The following is a 17,463-nucleotide window of genomic DNA, read 5'->3' on the forward strand; positions in this document are numbered from 1 at the left end:
ATCTCCTTTAATGATGGTGATGAAATGGTTTTCCTGAGAAAATATAAAACCCAAAGCAAACAAAATGGAACGTGATCACAATGGCGAGAATCGTTGTCCAGCGGTTGGACGGCAGCCATTTATATTTCTTATTCCACTTCTCGAAAAAGTTGTAACACGTCATCAGGACGGCGTGATAGAGGCCGTAGATGATATATTGCGGCGCAAGGCCGTGCCAAACTCCCATCAGCATAAACAGCAGGAAATACCCGATATTTGAGACGGCCATACGGTTTTTGATCCACTTTTTCTTTGTCATCCAAAATACAAATCTCATAAATACATAGTCTCTGAACCAAAATGACAGAGACATGTGCCAGCGGTTCCAGAAATCTTTAATATTTTTGCTGATAAACGGTTTATTAAAGTTTTCCGGCGATTTAATCCCCATAATATAGCTGACCCCGACGGCAAACATCGTGTAGCCGGCAAAATCAAAGAATAAATACATGCTGTAGCCGTACATGTACAGCAGATTCCCGAGGATCTTATTGTGCGTGATCGCGGGAAGGTTCATGATGAAATATGTGTTGATCGCATAGCCGATAATGAACTTGTAAAGGAATCCAATGAAAATCTTGTGAATCCCCGTATACAGCAGATCGGCATATTCCTCTTTTGTCCAGGCCTTCTGCTCATCCTTGACGAATCTGCGGTACCTGTCAATCGGACCGGAAGAAATCGTCGGGAAAAACAGGATGAAATACAGCAGGCGGTGAAGCGGCAGCTGTTCCTTCAGCAGCCCGTCTCTCGCTTCCATAATCAGCTGAACGCCTTTAAAGGTTAAATACGAAATCCCTAAAAAGCTGATCAGGTTATGCGCCGGATGATGCGGCTGCGGATGAGAAAGAAACGGCCATATTTTTGACAAGAATAAAGGCAGAATAGACGCGATAACAGCCGAGCAAAAGACAAAGCCGCTGTTCGCTTTCTGCCGGTACGCCAGGTAGCCGCTGATCAGGAGCACCTGCCATATGGTAAACAGACACAGGGCGATGACGCCGTGTAAGTCATGCGAGAAAATCAGAGCCAATATAAGAATGGATATAAACATGTTGTATGCCTGGAATCTTTTCCCGTTCAGGCCGAGAATAATGGTCGGCAGCAGAAGAATGCCAAGCAATATAAAGAATAGAAACGAGCTGTAAGGCGTCATACAAGAACCTCTTCGCGGATGCGTTTCCTGTCAATTTTGCCGTTAGCCGTCATTTGAATGTGATCCTGATAAATGAACTTTCTCGGAATCATATAAGCCGGCAGGGAAGCGGCAAGCTCTTTTTTAATCGCACTTGTCAGCTGGAACTCCTTCTGGAATTCATGCTCCTCAGGCACAATTGCAGCTATCAGATATTCAACTGTTCCGTTTGGCTGATACGGAATCACAACAGCTGAGCGCACGTACTGAGACTGTCTCACATGAAACTCAATTTCCTCCAGCTCCATTCGGTACCCGTGAAGTTTAATCTGGAAATCCAAGCGGCCTTGGCAGAAAATCTGACCATCTTGTGTATAACCAGCATCGCCAGTTCGGTATGCCCATTGGCCTTCATAAGAGAAGAACGCTTTATCGGTCAGCTCAGGCTCACCGAGATAGCCGCGGCTTACACTCGGACCTGCAATGACGATTTCGCCTTTTTCTCCATCCGGGAGCTGATTTCCCTGTTCATCCATAATCAAAATGTTCATATCTGGTTTGGCGAAGCCGACTGGCAGAGATTCGTGCCGGCTGATGATGTCACTTGTAATTTCAACGGACGTAACAGCGACTGTCGCCTCAGTCGGACCGTACGTATTAAAGATTCTTGCTTTCGGGAAACGCTCAAGCAGCGCTTCGGCTACAGAAACCGGGAGAACCTCTCCGCAAAACATAAATGTGTCCGCCTCAGGAAGCAGATCTTGTGAAAATCCAGGGTCCATCAGGCACATTTGCACAAAGGATGGCGTCGATGTCCATATATTCAGCCCGGACTTTTTGAGCTCTTCGAATAAGATCTTCGGCTTATTCACCGCGTCCTTTGTCACACAGTGTAAAGTACCGCCTGACTGAAGGCACGGATAAAGATCCATGACGGATAAATCAAATGAAAACGGCGCTTGGTTTAAAAACGTTTTGCCTCCGTTGATCGGGAAGTCCGCGCAAATCCAGTCTGTGAAGCTTTGAAGGTTCGCGGCTGAAATCTGCACGCCTTTCGGATTGCCCGTGCTTCCGGAAGTGTAAATGATATAAAACGTTTCGTGTCCTGTCACCCATTGATCACGGCTGACAGTGCCTTCGTTTTCCAGCAGTTCTTCCGCTGATACTGTCTGAATCAGCCCGCTGTCAATATCAACAGGAAGACCAGATACGTGAATCAGCAATTCGGCGCCCGAGCTTTCAATGATTTTCGCAATCCGCTCGGACGGAATGGACAAGTCAACCGGGATATAAGGATGTCCCGCCTTGACGCTTCCTAAAAAGGAGACAATCATGTGCGGTTCCATATGTCCGTACACCAGAACAGGAGAACCCTTTTCTCCGGAAACGCGTTTTTTGATTGCGGCAGCCGCGCGGTCAGACAGTGCCCAAAGTTCCTGATATGTGAGCGACTGGCCTTGAGAGCGGAAGGCTTCGGTTTGCGGATAAGTTTCCGCATGTGTTTGAATAGCATCTAAAAGTTTCATTGTTATTCTCTCTCCAATTAGAAATCGTTATAAATATAAGAACCGGTATTCGCGGTGTGAAAACCATACATAAAAAACAAAACAAGCAGTATCAACAAATAAAAGCCTGTATGACAAGTCCACTTGACAGCGGGTTTTTCATACAGCTGTTTCATCAATTGCAGCATATCTAAATTCCCTTCCCGTTTTTTCGATAATTACATGAGTATATGACGAGCGGATGCGCAAAAAGTTTCATATTTTCCCTAATCTCCCTCAAATTTATATATCGGCTTCTGCCTTCAGAAGTGAATTTTTATCTCAGAAAGAGAGTATGAATGAAGCTTCTCTGACTGATTCATTATAAAGGAAAGATCAAATGTAATGAAGAGAACTTTTTAACTTTTAAAAAGCGAAAATGTATTTAAAAAAATTTTTCCGCTCCTGTTTGTAAAGGCACAGGCAGAACCCTAATGAAATCAGGGCAGAAAGGGTATAATAAGAAGGAAAACGCCCGCTCAAGGTATCTTGTGAAATGGTGGAGAAGTCATTATGATAGATAAGGAAGCAAAACGCAAGTTTCATCAAGTGGCCGGCTGAAATAAAGTAAGCCTTTTAATAGAAAGGAAGAGGAAGATGAACCAAACAAATAAGGGTGAGGGTCAGACAGCGCCGGAAAAAGAAAGTATGGGGCAGATTCTTTGGCAATTAACGCGCCCGCATACATTAACGGCGTCGTTTGTTCCTGTGCTTCTAGGAACAGTTTTGGCGATGTTTTATGTGAAGGTTGATTTGCTGCTGTTTCTGGCTATGCTGTTTTCTTGCTTATGGATCCAGATCGCGACGAACTTATTCAATGAATACTACGATTTTAAACGCGGGTTAGATACAGCTGAATCTGTCGGAATCGGCGGCGCAATTGTCAGACATGGTATGAAGCCCAAAACGATTTTGCAATTAGCTCTCGCTTCATACGGCATTGCCATTTTGCTCGGTGTGTATATTTGCATGAGCAGCAGCTGGTGGCTGGCTGTCATCGGCCTCGTGGGAATGGCGATCGGTTACCTGTATACAGGCGGGCCTCTGCCAATTGCATATACACCGTTCGGTGAGTTATTCTCAGGCATTTGCATGGGTTCGGTATTTGTGCTGATTTCGTTTTTTATTCAGACAGACATGATCAATAAGCAGAGCATTTTCATTTCGATTCCGATTGCGATTCTTGTTGGCGCGATCAACCTGTCGAACAATATTCGCGATATCGAAGAGGATAAAAAAGGCGGACGCAAAACATTGGCAATCCTGATGGGGCATAAAGGAGCCGTCACTCTGCTGGCTGCATCGTTTGCTGTCGCTTATATTTGGGTTGTCGGCTTGGTTATTACCGGAGCTGCAAGCCCATGGCTGTTTGTCGTCTTTTTGAGCGTGCCTAAACCAGTTCAGGCGGTAAAAGGCTTCGTCAAAAAAGAATTGCCAATGAATATGATTGTGGCGATGAAATCTACAGCGCAAACCAATACATTTTTCGGATTCCTGCTGTCAATTGGATTATTGATCAGTTATTTCCGGTAAGAAAGAAGACCGCTTTTTCATGCGGTCTTTTTTTGTTACATTCGACAGGATTTTGTAAAAAAATTCATAGAACCTAGCAGCAGGCAGGCACGTCTAGTACATGGACAGCGGATAAAGATCCGTTAAAGGAGATGACGAAAATGGATTTATCTGTAACACATATGGACGATTTAAAAACTGTCATGGAAGATTGGAAAAACGAACTGTTGGTTTATAAATTCGCACTTGATGCACTTGATACAAAGTTTTCAATTATCAGCCAGGAATATAATTTAATTCATGGCCACAATCCGATTGAGCATACAAAATCGCGTGTGAAAAGCTTTGAAAGCATCGTAAATAAACTCATGAGAAAGGGCTGCGAGATTACGACACAGGAAATGAAGGAACATATCAACGATATTGCCGGTGTGCGTATCATTTGTTCCTTTATTTCTGATATTTATAATGTCGTGAACGTCCTGAAGCAGCATGAGGATTTGCGGATCGTGAAGGTAAAGGATTATATTCAGAATCCGAAACCAAACGGCTACCGAAGCCTGCATTTGATTATTGAAATGCCTGTGAACTTAACGAACAGAGTGGAATACGTCAAAGCAGAAATTCAAATCCGCACCATCGCCATGGATTTCTGGGCGAGCTTGGAGCATAAAATCTACTATAAATTGAACAACGACGTTCCTAAGCATTTAACCGATGAACTGAAGGAAGCGGCGGAGATCGCCCATTATTTAGATGAGAAAATGCTGGGGATTAAGAAAGAAGTGGATTAAAAAAAGACGGCAGCGATGTGCCGTCTTTTTTTATTTCATATCTTCATAAATGTCAGAGGCTTTTACCTTCATTTGTTTCTTATTGGCTTTCGTTTTTTTCTCTTTTTTCACAGCTTCATAGACAGAGGCTGTCACAAGGTCGCCGGCCTGCTGAAGGCGTTCTTTGCTGATATGCTCGATCGAGTCTTCAGGGGTATGATACCAAGGCTCAACCTCTTCGGTTTCCGGATCTCCCCAAATAAAGTTAGCGGAATCTATACCAGCTTCATGGAACGGCACGTGATCGGATGAGCCTCCTTGTGTCAGAGACAGGCTGTCGAATCCAATTTTTTCAGCGGCCGTGTGGCTGGATTCCCAAACATAGTTAGATTGTCCATCCAATGTGTTGACATACAGCTCAGACGCATTCTCCCAGCTTGTACCAACCATGTCTAAGTTGAAGTTCACTTCGCTTCGTTTCAACTCTTTTTCTGATAGATGATCTACATAATGAGAGGAGCCGAGCAGGCCGAGCTCTTCAGCGCCAAAAGCGATAAAGCGGATTTCCTTGTCAGAAGGAATGCTTTTCAAGACGCGTGCCATTTCCAGCATGACAGAGGTTCCTGATCCGTTGTCATTTGCGCCGGGTGAGAAAGGAACACTGTCATAATGTGCTGTGACGTACACAATATCAGGATTTTTGATGTTCTTTGGTTTTTTGACACCGATGATGTTCTGGGAGGTTTGATTTGAGAGCGCGTTTATTTGTAAGGTTGCTTCTTTTTCCTGGATAAGGGTTTCACCGTCTTCTTTCTTAATTCCGACGACAGGAATGCTGACTGTATTTCCTGATAGATTTGGGGTGACAGGCACAAGGCTTTCTTTGTTGTTATAAATGATGACAGCCTTCGCTCCGGCGTCTTCGGCGTTCTTGGCTTTCTCGTAAAATGTCAGGTCTCCTCTTGAAATCAAGGCGATTTTGCCCTTGGCGTCAGCGGTGAAGTCCTTTGGATAGCCTAAGCCGGCATTGTAAAGCGGAGCCGTCAGCCCTTTTTCCTCAGTCGGGGCTGAGCCGGATGCCGCCCGGAGAAGAATGTCGCGCCCTTCTGATGACAGCGTTCCCTCAAGCCGGTCAGGAATGCCGAATCGTTGAACCTTCACATCAAGCTTTAATTTTCTCAAGGTTGAGGCGATCCATAAGGCACTCTTTTTTTCAGCGGCAGTTCCGGCTATTCTGGGGCCGATTGTTTCACTAAGCTGAGAAATGGTTGAGTACGCACGCTTTGCTTTGAATGGAAGCTCCCGCTGGCTTTCTGATACTTGGACAGCGTGCGCAGCAGGGGTGACACTCTGTGCCGGCAAGAGAACCGTGCCGGCCGTTAAAACGGCCATCGTCATTACAGTTAAAAGCTTTTTCATAAACATGAACCTCCCCTAATGTTTGGATGGGGAATATTTCGGGATGCTAAAGGGTTTTCCTGCAACCTGAAGCGCATTTTTGAAAAGACAGTGCTTTATACCTGCAAAAAAACGCTTATGAAAGCCGATTTCATAAGCGTCAGGACATCAAATTATTGGAGTTTTAAAAACTTGCGTTTGCCGACCTGGATAATCATATTCTCTTTTATCTCTGCATCGGCGTGAATGTCTGTTATTTTCTCTCCGTTAATCCGGACACCTCCGTTTTGAATCATGCGGCGCGCCTCGCTTTTCGAAGAGAGAAGATCAAGAGTGACGAGCAGATCGATCATCGCTATTGTTTTCTCGCCTTTCCAGTTCACAGCCGGAATATCCTCAGGCAGGCTGTTTTCCTGAAAGACTGTTTTGAAAGATTGTTCGGCTGCTTCAGCGGCTTCCAATCCGTGGTACATTCGGACAATCGTTTTGGCTAAAAGCATTTTGGCATCCCTTGGATGAACGGCGCCGGTTTCTAAGTCCTTCACGAGCTGTTTTTTTTCTTCAAGCTCAAGGTCCGTTGCCAAATGGATATATTTTTTCATCAGGCTGTCGGGCAGTGACATCGTTTTCCCGTACATGTCGTTTGGATGGTCGTCAATGCCGATGTAGTTGTTTTTTGATTTCGACATTTTCTCAACACCGTCCAAGCCTTCCAAAAGCGGCATCAGGATGACGACTTGTTTTTCTTTGTTGTATCGTTCTTGGAAATGCCGTCCCATCAGCACATTGAAATGCTGGTCTGTTCCGCCTAATTCAATATCGCTTTCCAGAACGACGGAATCGTATCCCTGCATCAATGGGTAAAAGAATTCATGCAGGGAGATCGGTTTTTGCATGGCGATGCGTTCTTCAAAGTCATCGCGTTCCATTAGGCGTGCTACTGTTATTTTGCCTGCCAAGTCAATGACATCCTCCAGATGCAATGTTTTCAGCCATTTCGAGTTGTAGTGAAGCTCGACTTTTTCTGGATCAAGCACTTTCCCGAATTGCTGGAAGTATGTTTTGGCGTTGTGCTTGACTTCTTCATCGGTCAGCTGTTTTCTGGCCGCGGACTTGCCTGTCGGATCACCGATTTTTCCTGTGAAATCGCCAATCAAGAGCTGCACAATGTGGCCGTTTTCTTGAAATTGGCGAAGCTTGTTTAAAACGACCGTATGTCCCAGATGAACATCCGGTGCAGAAGGGTCTAATCCGAGTTTGATTTTTAGTGGTGTGCCTGTCGCAATCGATTTGACAAGCTTAGCCTTTAATTCCTCCGGCGGTATGACTTCTTGGGCGCCTGTCATATATAAATCAAGCTGTCTTTCGACTTCTTTTTGCTGTGCTGCTGTGAGCTGATCAAATGTTTTCATCGTTCTTCCTCCTTTTTTAGAAACACAAAAAGAGCCGCATCCCGATAAGGGACGTGGCTCAATGCACGCGGTACCACCCTGGTTGAAGACATCGTCTTCCGCTCATTCGAATAACGGTTTCCCGTCCTTTGCTACTAACGTTCACAAAGAAAGCTCGGGGAGGTAATTCGCGTTTGCCTGTGTGCCGGCTCGCACCTTCCGCCGGCTCTCTGAAACAGGGAGACAAACCGCTACTGGATTCCCGTCAAAGCTTATGGTGTATGAAGATTGTCCGCTACTTTTCTAAGCAGTCCTGTCAGGGTTTTCTGCTCCTCTTTTGTCATGCCCGTAATCAATTCCGTTTCCCCTTTGTGAAACTCGGGGTAGAGTTCTTCGATCGCTTGTTTGCCGGATTCAGTAATTGTGACAAAAACAAGTCGCCGATCTCTGGTATCAATGCTTTTGGAGCAAAAGCCCTTTTTTTCGAGCGTTTTGATCACGTTGCTTGCTGTAGCTGTTGAAATGCCTGACAGCTCAGCGATTTTTCTCGTTTCGAGTTTGCCCCATACCCATAAATCGTAAAGAATGGAGAAAGCGGTCCAAGATAATTTGTAAGAAGAAAGAACCTCAGTCTCCATTTTGACACGGAGCCTTTGCGCAGACCGATACAGATTCGTCGCGATCGAAATGGCTTCCAGGTTGAGTGACTCAACGGGCATTTGTCTAAGCTTGCTGAGTGTGTCATGCTCTTCTTTGCGAAGCTGCTGCGGTGTATTGAAACGTTCCATTAATCAGGCCTGCCTTAAATTATCAGAATCATTAGTTATGAAGTGAATTGTAGCAGAGACGATGGTGAACTTCAAGCCTATATTTTTCAGTTGAATAAAAAAAGCCAAAAGAGCACCACAATAAAGAAAAATCCGCTAACGAGGGGTGCAGTTGTGCAAAAATATGTTCAAGGCGTGTATAGACACGATCCATTTCATCTGTTTTCGACAGAGCATGCAGTGACATTAGGCTTGATCGGCGTGCTTGCCATCCTATTGTTTCTGTTCCGCCGGTCAGTGAAGCAGCCTGCATTCAGTCAATTTCTGCGCTATTTATTTGTGTTTCTTTTGCTTGCTTCACAAATTGGTTACCAAATATGGATGATCGCCACGGGCAGGTGGTCGGTGCGGACTTCTCTGCCTCTTCAGTTGAGTGACCTGTCTGTGTATTTATCAGCGATTATGCTGGTGACAAAGAGCAGAAAGCTGTTTGTGTTTTTGTATTTTGTCGGTATTGGAAGCTCGCTTCAGGCGCTTCTGACCCCAGATCTTGGTATGTTTTCATTTCCGCATGTACGATATATTCTCTTTTTTATTTCGCACGGGTCCGTATTTCTATCCTGTTTGCTTATGGCAGTAATTGGCGCGTACAGACTCAGACAGCGCTCTTTATGGGTGACTGTTTTGATTGTCAATCTGTACGGAGGGATCATTTATCTGGTTGACCGCTGGCTGAATGCGAATTATATGTATTTAACGAAAAAGCCGGGCGGCTCTTCACTTTTGGATGTTCTCGGGCCTTGGCCATGGTATATCGCCTCAGCTGAAGCGATTGCAATCGCGAGCTTTTTCATTCTTTATTGGCTTTATCGCATGTTCAAAAAATAATAGCCTTTTTGTTGTCTAGCACATTCTATTAGAAAAAATATTGGAGAATGGTGTTTAATTTTCTGAAAAAGGGAATGTAACTTGTACAACACAAAGGGAGATGAATACCATTGAAGAAAGATGAATTTATGCATATCGTATCATGCGCAGATGATAATTATGCTCGTCATTTAGGTGGGATGTTCGTTTCTTTATTGACAAACATGGACCAGAATAGAAAAGTGAAGCTATATGTGATTGATGGGGGAATTGAGCCTGATAACAAAAAAAGGCTGGAAGAAACGACATTGAAGTTCGGCGTGCCGATTGAGTTCTTAGAAGTGGATGCCAACCAGTATGAACATGCGGTGGAAAGCAGCCATATTACAAAAGCGGCATATTACCGCATTTCGATTCCTGACTTAATTAAGGATGAAAGCATCAAACGTATGATATATGTCGACTGTGATGCACTTGTCCTTGAGGATATTTCGAAACTATGGGACTTGGACATCTCTCCATACACCGTTGCTGCTGTGGAAGATGCGGGGCAGCATGAACGTTTGAAAGAAATGAATATAACGGACACAGGAAAGTATTTTAACTCAGGTATTATGATTATTGATATGGAACCTTGGAGAAAGCAAAACATCACAGAAAAAGTTCTCAACTTTATCAATGAAAACGGTTCTGAAGATTTTCTTGTGTTACATGACCAAGATGCGCTGAACGCGATCTTATATGATAAGTGGTATGAGCTTCATCCGCGCTGGAACGCTCAAACATACATCATGTTAAAACTGAAAACACCACCGACACTGTTAGGACGGAAGCAATATAATGAAACGAGAGAAGACCCGGCAATCGTCCACTTCTGCGGCGGAGAAAAGCCTTGGAACTCCAATACAAAGCATCCGTACCGCGATGAGTATTTCCATTACATGTCCTATACGAAGTGGAATACGATCGGGAGCCCGGCCATCAACCAATAATCTATATATGAAAAAAACGCTTTTGAGATCATCAAAAGCGTTTTTTTTGTTTGTCAGCGCGCCACTGACCGATGATAAAACCGCTCAATATGCATGGCGATGTAGCACAATTCTTTTTCAGGAAACTCAAAGCCATATTCCTTTTTTACAAAAGTGCCGATGCTTTTGGCGCATAGGAAAGCATCCTTGAATCTTTCTTTAATGATGGCAATCATTTCTGAATCCAGCTCGTAAATGGTTTCGCCTGCTTTGATATGCTGAATGGCAAAGCGCAAATGGGTCACGAGCCTTTCATAAGAAATGGTATCCTCCACAATGTTGATCGACAGCTGGGTTTCAATAATGTTGATAATGTCACGGATCATCGTTGTTATATCAAGTGTCTGTGTCATGTCGCCGGCGTTGTTTCTGGCTGTGTGAATGTGCATGGCGATATTGCCGATTTCATCCTCAGGAATCTCAATGCCCAGCTTCTCTTTAATCAGTGCTCTAGCCCACATGCCGATTTGGAATTCCTTCGGATAAAGAACTTTGATCTCATTCAGCAGCGGATTTTTGATGACCATTCCGTTGCTCAGGCGTTCAATCGCAAATGAGAGATGGTCTGAAAACGCGACGTGAATCCGTTCATTGATTTTAATGTTCAGTTCTTGTTCAGCATGGGAAATAATTTGCTCGGAGATTTGAATATGGTCTTCCGGCAACGTTTCTAAAATCTCTTCGAATTGTTTATAGTCAGGTGTATCTTTTCTGACGAATGTTTTTTCTATTTTAGACGGATCGACAATATCATTTTTTCTTTTATCGAACGCAATACCTGCACCCAAGAGAATCTTCTCTTCATTTTGATCCTTTACGACGATTGCATTATGATTTAAGATTCTTTTAATTTTCATAGCTTTTTTCCTTTCATCCCCCGTTTTATGAATGAAATCGAATAAATCCAGTTATTCTGTCTCTTCTTTAAACCCGAGAAACAATGTAGCTATAAAAGCAGAGACGGCCGCGATCAAAAAACCGATCATATAATGAACAAAATTCGCAATGCCAAATGGCAGCACGATTGAAATCATCGGGATGCCGGTCAGTCCGTAGGAATTCGAGACGACGTGTGCCCCAACTACATACGCCCCGCCGAGAGCACCGCCAATAGCGGCTCCGATAAAGGGGCGGATCAGCTTCACATTTACCCCGAACACAATCGGCTCCACAATGCCTAAAAACGCGGTAAGGGAAGCGGGGAGCGCGATTTTCTTCAGGCTGGACTGCTTCGTTTTGAAGAAAACCGCCAGTCCCGCTCCGCCTTGCGCCACATTCGCCATTGACCATATCGGCACCAAAAAGTTTACACCCACATGAGGGTCGGCAAGCAAAGTCGCTTCAATTGCATAAAAGCTATGATGCAAGCCTGATAGAACGATAGTGGAATAGATGCCCCCGAAAAGTGCTCCGGCAGCAATGCCTGCGTGGTGATAAATGTATTCAATCGATTGCGATATGACCTGGCCGATAATAACTGCGGCGGGGTTCATCACAATCAGCGCGAGACACCCTGTCACCATCACAGTGATAAAGGGAATGATCACGACATCAAGTGACTTGGGCACAATCGTTTTTAAAAGCTTCTCAATTTTGCTCATGATATAAACGGAGAGAAGAATCGGTATAATGGCGCCCTGATAGCCCATCAATGGAATATGCAGCCCCCATATGTCCAAGGAAGCGGGGGTTTTGCTGCCGAGCATGGATGGATCAAGCAAATCAGGATGAGTCAGAAGCCCTCCTATCAATGCCCCTAAAAATGGGTTGCTGCCAAATTGTCTGGCGGCACTAAAGCCAACCAAAATCGGCAGCAGAATAAATGCGGTGCTGGATACGAGATCCAGCATTTTGATCCACGGGCTGTCGGCAGAGAACCAGTGAAAGACCTGAATCATGCCGATCAGCCCCATGAGCAAACCGTTTGCTGTTATCGCCGGGATAATCGGCATGAAAATATCGGACAGCGTTTTAGCAAATGTTGTGACGGGGTTCAGTTTGCGGCTGGCATGTTTCTCTTGAACAGCCTCTTCAGAAGGAGATTCCTCCCACACACAAACGACTTCTTTATAAATTTTGTTGACGACACCCGCCCCAAAAATAATTTGGAACAGGCCATATCTGAAAAAGGTGCCCTGCACACCTTGCAGATTTTCAATAGCACGTATGTCGATTTTCGTTTCATCCTTTACTTCAAAACGAAGACGAGTTGTACAGTGGCTGATGCTGATAATGTTGTTTTTTCCTCCTGCGAGGAGCAATAATTCTTTCGCAATCTCTTTTTGCAAACAATAAAAACCTCCTCTGCTGAAGAAAAGTCGGCTTGTTCATCGTATCAAATGAAAAGTTGACAATCAAAATGAAAAAAGTGAGAAAAAATATAAAGCATGCAGAGCCATCAAAAAATGCCCTCGTCGGTGACGGGGCATTACGAAACATATAAAGCAGAAATGTCCATGGCGCCGTTACGAGCCCAACACGAAAAGAAGAGTTAAAATACCTTTCTTTTTCTAGGCACTAATACTCCCTTTGCATCGTTGGGTCTTGCCTGCTTGCCAGTCACAATCCCGCATTATGCAGTTGATATCTGTAGTAACGTTCATTTTATGCTGTTCACAGCAGGATAGCAATAGTATGAAAAGCCTGTGAAGCAAATGGGAAAAAGGTTGCGTACACAATGTAACAGATGAAAAAACCTTTAAGACGAGCGTTACGCCTTAAAGGTTTTTCAATTATTTCTTCGGCTTAACGGCGTTCAGCCGTTTTTGCAGCTTTGTTTTTTCATGGGACGCTTTTAATTGATTTACTGCGGACTGAGCGGCTGTTTTTGATTTTTTTGTCTTGTCTTTTTCCGCTTTTTTCACTTTGGCTTTGGCTGTTTCGACTTTTTTGGCTTCAGCTGCCGCTACTTTTTTCTTCACTTTATCTAACCGTTTTTGCAATGACGTTTTGTCTTTTCCGGACTGAAGTTCATTGACGGCCTTTTGGGCTTTCGCCGCGTTTGCGTCAGTTGATTTCTTTTCTGCTGCGGCGACTGATTGCTGCGCCGTTTTTACATTGATGCTTTTCACTTTGTTGAGACGCTTCTGCAGGGACGTTTTTTCTGAGCTTGCCGGAAGCTTGCTGACTGCCGATTGAGCGCTGCTGACATCTGTTTTCTTTTTGCTTTTTTCCGCTTTGGCGACTTTGTCCTTTGCTTGCTTTGATGCGATATAGCGCTTGACCTGATCTAAGCGTTTTTGCAGGTTCTTTTTATCCGTACCGTTCGGCAGTTTGTTGATTGCGGCTTGTGCTGTATCAACGGTTTGCTTGGTTTTATACTTTTCTGCCTTTGCCACTTTGTCCTTCGCGTCTTTTACATTTCTGTATGCCTGAACGTTATCCAGTCTTTTTTGCAAAGCTTTTTTTGCGTTGGAATCTGGCAGCTGGCTGACGAGCTTTCTCGCTTTGTCAATATCGGCTTGTGCCTTTGTCTGTTCAGCTTTTTTGACCGCTTGCTCAGCCGCCGCGTACGCTTTATCTGCCTGCTGGGCTTTATACTGGATCAGGCCATAGCCGAATTGCTGATCGCGCCCCGTCATTCCGAGATCAACGATGTTTTTCTGCATGAGAGCGCGAAGCTGCACGTTCGTGTTACCAGGATCACGCTGTTTTAATAAAGCAAACATGGCAGCGGCGTGCGGTGTCGCTTGGGATGTGCCGCTTCCCGTCGCGTAATATTGATGTAAGTACGTGCTCGTGATGTCTGTTCCCGGTGCTGAAAATTCAACTTCATTTCCTGTTGTCGAAAAGGCTGCGAGCTGATTGTGTTGATCTGTCGCTGACACTGCAACGACACTGCTGTATGCCGCAGGGTAATTTACTGGCTTTCCGTTTCCGTCATTTCCGCTTGCGGCAACGAGCAGTACGCCTTTTTCATATGCTTTGTCCATGGCGTCATGAAGAATCTGGCTGTCTGAAGACGTGCCAAGGCTCATATTGATGATATCCATCCCATTCGCTATCGACCAGTCGATCCCTTTGAGAAGGCCTTGAAGATCTCCCGAGCCGTTCTGATCAAGCGCTTTAACCGCATATATTTGTGCTTCCGGTGCGACGCCGTCAATTCCGTAGCCGTTATGCTTAGCGCCGATAATCCCGGCGACATGCGTTCCGTGGCCGTTATCGTCTTTGTAAGAAGAGGTGTAACTGACAGCTGAGTACCCGCCGGAAATCGACAGGTCGTCGTGGGGGGAGATCCCGCTGTCGATGACAGCGATTTTGACGTTTTTCCCTGTCAGCCCTTCCTTCCAAGCTTGTTTGACCTGAATCGGTTCAAGGTTCCATTGTTCGAAGTTGTCAGAGGTGTCGGCGTCCTCTGACAGTATTTTGAGGTCTGTATTGTCCGCTGCGGTGAACGTGACATTGTTTTCGACATACAAAATATCAGGGTCCTGTTTGAATTCTTTTACTGTCTTTTGATCTGCTTTGACCGCTACCGCCGGAAGATGCTTATACTGCTGCTCAACCTCAGCATCACTGTCTAGTACAGTTTCCTTGCCGTCTTTGTTTTTATAGACCACAATGATTTCATTCCCGCTGCTGTTTTCTGCATGTGCAAGGGGCCCTAGGGCGAGAAAACTGAAAAACAGAGTGGCTGATACAACAAGTTTGCAAAACGTGTTTTTCATAGTTCTTCTCCTTTTTCTATGATGTTTGATATATATATCGGAGGATAATGTGATTTTGATAGTAAGAAGGAAAAATTTTTTCATTGATAGGATGGCTCAGAAGAATTCAGATTTTTTCCGCAGGAAGAGGAAATTTTCCGCATGAATTTGTAAGCGTTTTCAAAATAAGATAAAGAAAACATTGCAAAGGTTGTTCACAAAGCAATGAGAAAAGGGGGCTTTTCAGATGAGCGCGTTCACTCGGGTGATGGAAGAAAAAATCATGCCTGTCGCTGGGAAAATTGCCGGTCAGCGGCATCTCAGCGCATTGCGTGACGGAATTGTTTTGACCATGCCGCTGATTATTATCGGTTCAGTCTTTTTGATTTTAACCAGCCTGCCGATTCCCGGTTATGCTGATTTTATGGCAAGTGTGTTTGGAGAACAGTGGGCGGATAAGCTCGGCTATCCTGTCAATGCTTCATTCGATATTATGGCAATGATTGCGGCTTTCGGGATCGCCTATCGTCTGGCGGAAAGCTACGGTGTTGATGCGCTGTCGGCCGGAGCGATTTCAATTGCTGCCTTCTTATTGGCAACGCCGTTTGAGGTGCCTTTTACGCCGGATGGCTCAACAGAATCAATCATGGTCGGAGGCGGAATTCCCATCACATTGCTCGGCAGCAAGGGACTGTTTGTCGCCATGATCATCGCCTTGTTTTCAACTGAAGTCTATCGGTACATCATTCAAAAAAATATTGTGTTTAACATGCCTGACGGCGTGCCGCCGGCAGTAAGCAAATCATTTGTCGCGCTGATTCCCGGCTTTATCATCGTATTTCTTATATGGCTGGCGCGTCTTTTGGTTGAAATGACACCTTTTGAAAGCCTGCACAATGTCGTCGGAGACCTGCTCGGCACACCGCTTTCCATCCTTGGCGGCAGCCTCGGCGGGAGTCTGATCGCTGAATTCGTGCAAATGCTGCTTTGGTCGTGCGGCATTCACGGCGCTTCGATCATCGGCGGTATTATGGCGCCGATTTGGTATGGCGCCATGGATGCAAACCGTCTCGCGTTTCAAGCGGGCGAGGCGCTGCCGAGTATTTTTACGACTCAGTTTTTTCAAATTTGGATTAATGTCGGCGGAAGCGGGGCAACGCTGGCACTTGTACTCACTATGCTTGTGCGGTCCCGGAGCAAACAGATGAAGCAGCTCGGCCGCTTAGGCATCGGGCCCGCGCTCTTTAACATCAACGAGCCGATCATTTTCGGCATGCCGATTGTGATGAACCCGCTCCTTATCGTTCCGTTCATTATAGCCCCGCTCCTCACCATTACCGCCACTTATATTGGCATGAGCACCGGACTGGTGGCAAGGCCCGCCGGGATTGCCGTGCCATGGACCATGCCGCCGATCATTTCAGGGTACCTGGCGACAGGCGGAAAAGTATCGGGCGCCGTCATGCAGCTGGTGAACCTGCTCATTACATGTGCTATCTACTATCCGTTTTTCAGAATTTGGGATCATCAAAAATGGAAGGAAGAGAGTGCGGTTGAATCCGGGGATAAAAATATGTCTTGATGTAATGTTATAGATCATCAGCTGTTAAAGGGCTGATGATCTTCTTTCAACTATAGGTGAATGTTAGAATATGTAAAGGAGGTACGCATGCTAGAATACATATGGTTAGATGACGAATCACCAATCTTAAAACAACTACCAGTTGAATATACATCAGCTGCTATTTTATTTTCTCCTTTTATTCAAATGCCGGAAGGGTGGGAAAAAGCTAAGAGAAAAAATGAGTATGAGCATATTTATCCGAATGATCAAGAAGTAAGAGAAAAAGGAAAAGCAGTTACATGGAAAGAAATCATGTCTTCATGCGGATTCCAAACACATGCAGAGCTGGGGCTGGCTTTGAAGACATCGATATTTGCTTTAAGGGATGAGTACGCGAGAGAGGATTTAGCTGAACGTTTACATGCGAACTTAAAAGGAGATCTCTTTTATCCTAGTGAGGACCATATTTCAAATTTTCATATTCCCGGTTTGGTAAAAGTGCTTCGTTACAACAGGTCCAATCGGTTTTATTACTCAGAACCAATTGTGGAAAACAGCGGCTTTTTGGACACAACTGAGGCTAACTTGCGGATGGTTCTTGATGAAGCCGCCGCAGAGCTCATGTTGACTGATGAGAAAATGGATTTTGTGTTTATGAGTGTATACGACTCATTCATAAATGTTTTTCTTGCGAAAGATGAAAACATTCATGACATGGTTCAGGGTATGGGCTGGGAAGCCATGATTTGCGATGAGTCAACGTATATCAGTTGGTATAGATAAACAAAGAACG

The 17,463-nt window shown here is 44.8% G+C and carries 15 protein-coding genes and 1 other annotated feature; of the genes, 6 read left to right on the forward strand and 9 right to left on the reverse strand.

The window, feature by feature from the left end:
* Positions 1-7: 7 nt before the first annotated feature.
* From dltB to LJF29_RS10960, 3 genes are read right to left on the reverse strand one after another with little or no spacing between them, the layout of a single operon-like run.
* Positions 8-1,195, reverse strand: coding sequence for a D-alanyl-lipoteichoic acid biosynthesis protein DltB (gene dltB / locus LJF29_RS10950; RefSeq protein WP_229148499.1), 1,188 nt, complete (start codon positions 1,193-1,195; stop codon positions 8-10).
* Positions 1,192-2,700 carry a D-alanine--poly(phosphoribitol) ligase subunit DltA gene (dltA, locus tag LJF29_RS10955; RefSeq protein ID WP_229148501.1) on the reverse strand — a complete coding sequence of 503 codons (1,509 nt, stop codon included), beginning with the start codon at positions 2,698-2,700 and terminating at the stop codon, positions 1,192-1,194. Before dltA ends, dltB begins: the two co-directional genes overlap by 4 nt.
* Positions 2,701-2,717: 17 nt before the next feature.
* The gene (locus LJF29_RS10960; RefSeq protein ID WP_010332387.1) at positions 2,718-2,867 is read right to left on the reverse strand and encodes a teichoic acid D-Ala incorporation-associated protein DltX; all 150 of its coding nucleotides are present in this window, start codon (positions 2,865-2,867) and stop codon (positions 2,718-2,720) included.
* A gap of 448 nt (positions 2,868-3,315) precedes the next feature.
* On the opposite strand from LJF29_RS10960, the gene LJF29_RS10965 reads away from it, so the two are divergent.
* Both LJF29_RS10965 and ywaC read left to right on the forward strand, forming a co-directional pair.
* Positions 3,316-4,251 (forward strand): 1,4-dihydroxy-2-naphthoate polyprenyltransferase, encoded by a 936-nt coding sequence (locus LJF29_RS10965; protein WP_059292251.1) that lies wholly within the window; start codon positions 3,316-3,318, stop codon positions 4,249-4,251.
* Positions 4,252-4,391: 140 nt separating this feature from the next.
* Entirely contained in the window at positions 4,392-5,024 is a 633-nt protein-coding gene (gene ywaC, locus LJF29_RS10970; protein WP_010332385.1) for a GTP pyrophosphokinase YwaC, read from the forward strand.
* A 30-nt stretch (positions 5,025-5,054) separates the two neighbouring features.
* Here ywaC and LJF29_RS10975 read toward each other — a convergent pair whose 3' ends face one another.
* The 3 genes from LJF29_RS10975 to LJF29_RS10985 form a co-directional block, all read right to left on the reverse strand.
* A complete protein-coding gene (locus LJF29_RS10975; RefSeq protein WP_229148502.1) occupies positions 5,055-6,422 on the reverse strand; it encodes a M28 family metallopeptidase in 1,368 nt (455 codons plus the stop codon).
* A gap of 152 nt (positions 6,423-6,574) precedes the next feature.
* Positions 6,575-7,813: a tyrosine--tRNA ligase gene (gene tyrS / locus LJF29_RS10980; protein ID WP_229148504.1), complete on the reverse strand. Its 1,239-nt coding sequence runs from the start codon at positions 7,811-7,813 to the stop codon at positions 6,575-6,577.
* A 44-nt stretch (positions 7,814-7,857) separates the two neighbouring features.
* Positions 7,858-8,070, reverse strand: a binding site (T-box leader).
* Complete coding sequence (locus LJF29_RS10985) at positions 8,065-8,580, reverse strand: MarR family transcriptional regulator (RefSeq protein ID WP_229148505.1); 516 nt, start codon at positions 8,578-8,580, stop codon at positions 8,065-8,067. It overlaps the preceding feature by 6 nt.
* 153 nt (positions 8,581-8,733) lie before the next feature.
* Between LJF29_RS10985 and LJF29_RS10990 the strand changes: the two genes are divergently transcribed.
* Positions 8,734-9,447 (forward strand): TIGR02206 family membrane protein, encoded by a 714-nt coding sequence (locus tag LJF29_RS10990; protein ID WP_229148507.1) that lies wholly within the window; start codon positions 8,734-8,736, stop codon positions 9,445-9,447.
* A 110-nt stretch (positions 9,448-9,557) separates the two neighbouring features.
* Complete coding sequence (locus tag LJF29_RS10995; protein WP_010332380.1) at positions 9,558-10,418, forward strand: glycosyltransferase family 8 protein; 861 nt, start codon at positions 9,558-9,560, stop codon at positions 10,416-10,418.
* A gap of 53 nt (positions 10,419-10,471) precedes the next feature.
* Here LJF29_RS10995 and LJF29_RS11000 read toward each other — a convergent pair whose 3' ends face one another.
* The 3 genes from LJF29_RS11000 to LJF29_RS11010 all read right to left on the reverse strand — a co-directional run bounded on the left by LJF29_RS11000 (position 10,472) and on the right by LJF29_RS11010 (position 15,127).
* Positions 10,472-11,314, reverse strand: a complete 843-nt coding sequence (locus tag LJF29_RS11000) for a PRD domain-containing protein (RefSeq protein ID WP_010332379.1) — start codon at positions 11,312-11,314, stop codon at positions 10,472-10,474.
* 51 nt (positions 11,315-11,365) lie between these two features.
* A complete protein-coding gene (locus tag LJF29_RS11005) occupies positions 11,366-12,745 on the reverse strand; it encodes a sucrose-specific PTS transporter subunit IIBC (protein ID WP_229148508.1) in 1,380 nt (459 codons plus the stop codon).
* Positions 12,746-13,189: 444 nt separating this feature from the next.
* Positions 13,190-15,127 carry a S8 family peptidase gene (locus LJF29_RS11010; protein WP_229148509.1) on the reverse strand — a complete coding sequence of 646 codons (1,938 nt, stop codon included), beginning with the start codon at positions 15,125-15,127 and terminating at the stop codon, positions 13,190-13,192.
* A 226-nt stretch (positions 15,128-15,353) separates the two neighbouring features.
* Here LJF29_RS11010 and celB point away from each other — a divergent pair, with 226 nt between their 5' ends.
* Together celB and LJF29_RS11020 are read left to right on the forward strand one after the other, a co-directional pair.
* The gene (celB, locus tag LJF29_RS11015; RefSeq protein ID WP_168749073.1) at positions 15,354-16,688 is read left to right on the forward strand and encodes a PTS cellobiose transporter subunit IIC; all 1,335 of its coding nucleotides are present in this window, start codon (positions 15,354-15,356) and stop codon (positions 16,686-16,688) included.
* Between the two features lie 87 nt (positions 16,689-16,775).
* The gene (locus tag LJF29_RS11020; protein ID WP_229148511.1) at positions 16,776-17,453 is read left to right on the forward strand and encodes a DUF2711 family protein; all 678 of its coding nucleotides are present in this window, start codon (positions 16,776-16,778) and stop codon (positions 17,451-17,453) included.
* Positions 17,454-17,463 lie beyond the last annotated feature (10 nt).

This window comes from Bacillus sp. LBG-1-113, from assembly GCF_020708615.1.
GTDB lineage: Bacteria > Bacillota > Bacilli > Bacillales > Bacillaceae > Bacillus > Bacillus mojavensis.

What these genes read in the sequence shown, in the direction of transcription:
- dltB (WP_229148499.1), bottom strand. Translation starts at nt 1,195, where the DNA reads ATGACGCCTTACAGCTCGTTTCTATTCTTTATATTGCTTGGCATTCTT.
- dltA (WP_229148501.1), bottom strand. Translation starts at nt 2,700, where the DNA reads ATGAAACTTTTAGATGCTATTCAAACACATGCGGAAACTTATCCGCAA.
- LJF29_RS10960 (WP_010332387.1), bottom strand. Translation starts at nt 2,867, where the DNA reads ATGCTGCAATTGATGAAACAGCTGTATGAAAAACCCGCTGTCAAGTGG.
- LJF29_RS10965 (WP_059292251.1), top strand. Translation starts at nt 3,316, where the DNA reads ATGAACCAAACAAATAAGGGTGAGGGTCAGACAGCGCCGGAAAAAGAA.
- ywaC (WP_010332385.1), top strand. Translation starts at nt 4,392, where the DNA reads ATGGATTTATCTGTAACACATATGGACGATTTAAAAACTGTCATGGAA.
- LJF29_RS10975 (WP_229148502.1), bottom strand. Translation starts at nt 6,422, where the DNA reads ATGAAAAAGCTTTTAACTGTAATGACGATGGCCGTTTTAACGGCCGGC.
- tyrS (WP_229148504.1), bottom strand. Translation starts at nt 7,813, where the DNA reads ATGAAAACATTTGATCAGCTCACAGCAGCACAGCAAAAAGAAGTCGAA.
- LJF29_RS10985 (WP_229148505.1), bottom strand. Translation starts at nt 8,580, where the DNA reads ATGGAACGTTTCAATACACCGCAGCAGCTTCGCAAAGAAGAGCATGAC.
- LJF29_RS11000 (WP_010332379.1), bottom strand. Translation starts at nt 11,314, where the DNA reads ATGAAAATTAAAAGAATCTTAAATCATAATGCAATCGTCGTAAAGGAT.
- LJF29_RS11010 (WP_229148509.1), bottom strand. Translation starts at nt 15,127, where the DNA reads ATGAAAAACACGTTTTGCAAACTTGTTGTATCAGCCACTCTGTTTTTC.
- celB (WP_168749073.1), top strand. Translation starts at nt 15,354, where the DNA reads ATGAGCGCGTTCACTCGGGTGATGGAAGAAAAAATCATGCCTGTCGCT.
- LJF29_RS11020 (WP_229148511.1), top strand. Translation starts at nt 16,776, where the DNA reads ATGCTAGAATACATATGGTTAGATGACGAATCACCAATCTTAAAACAA.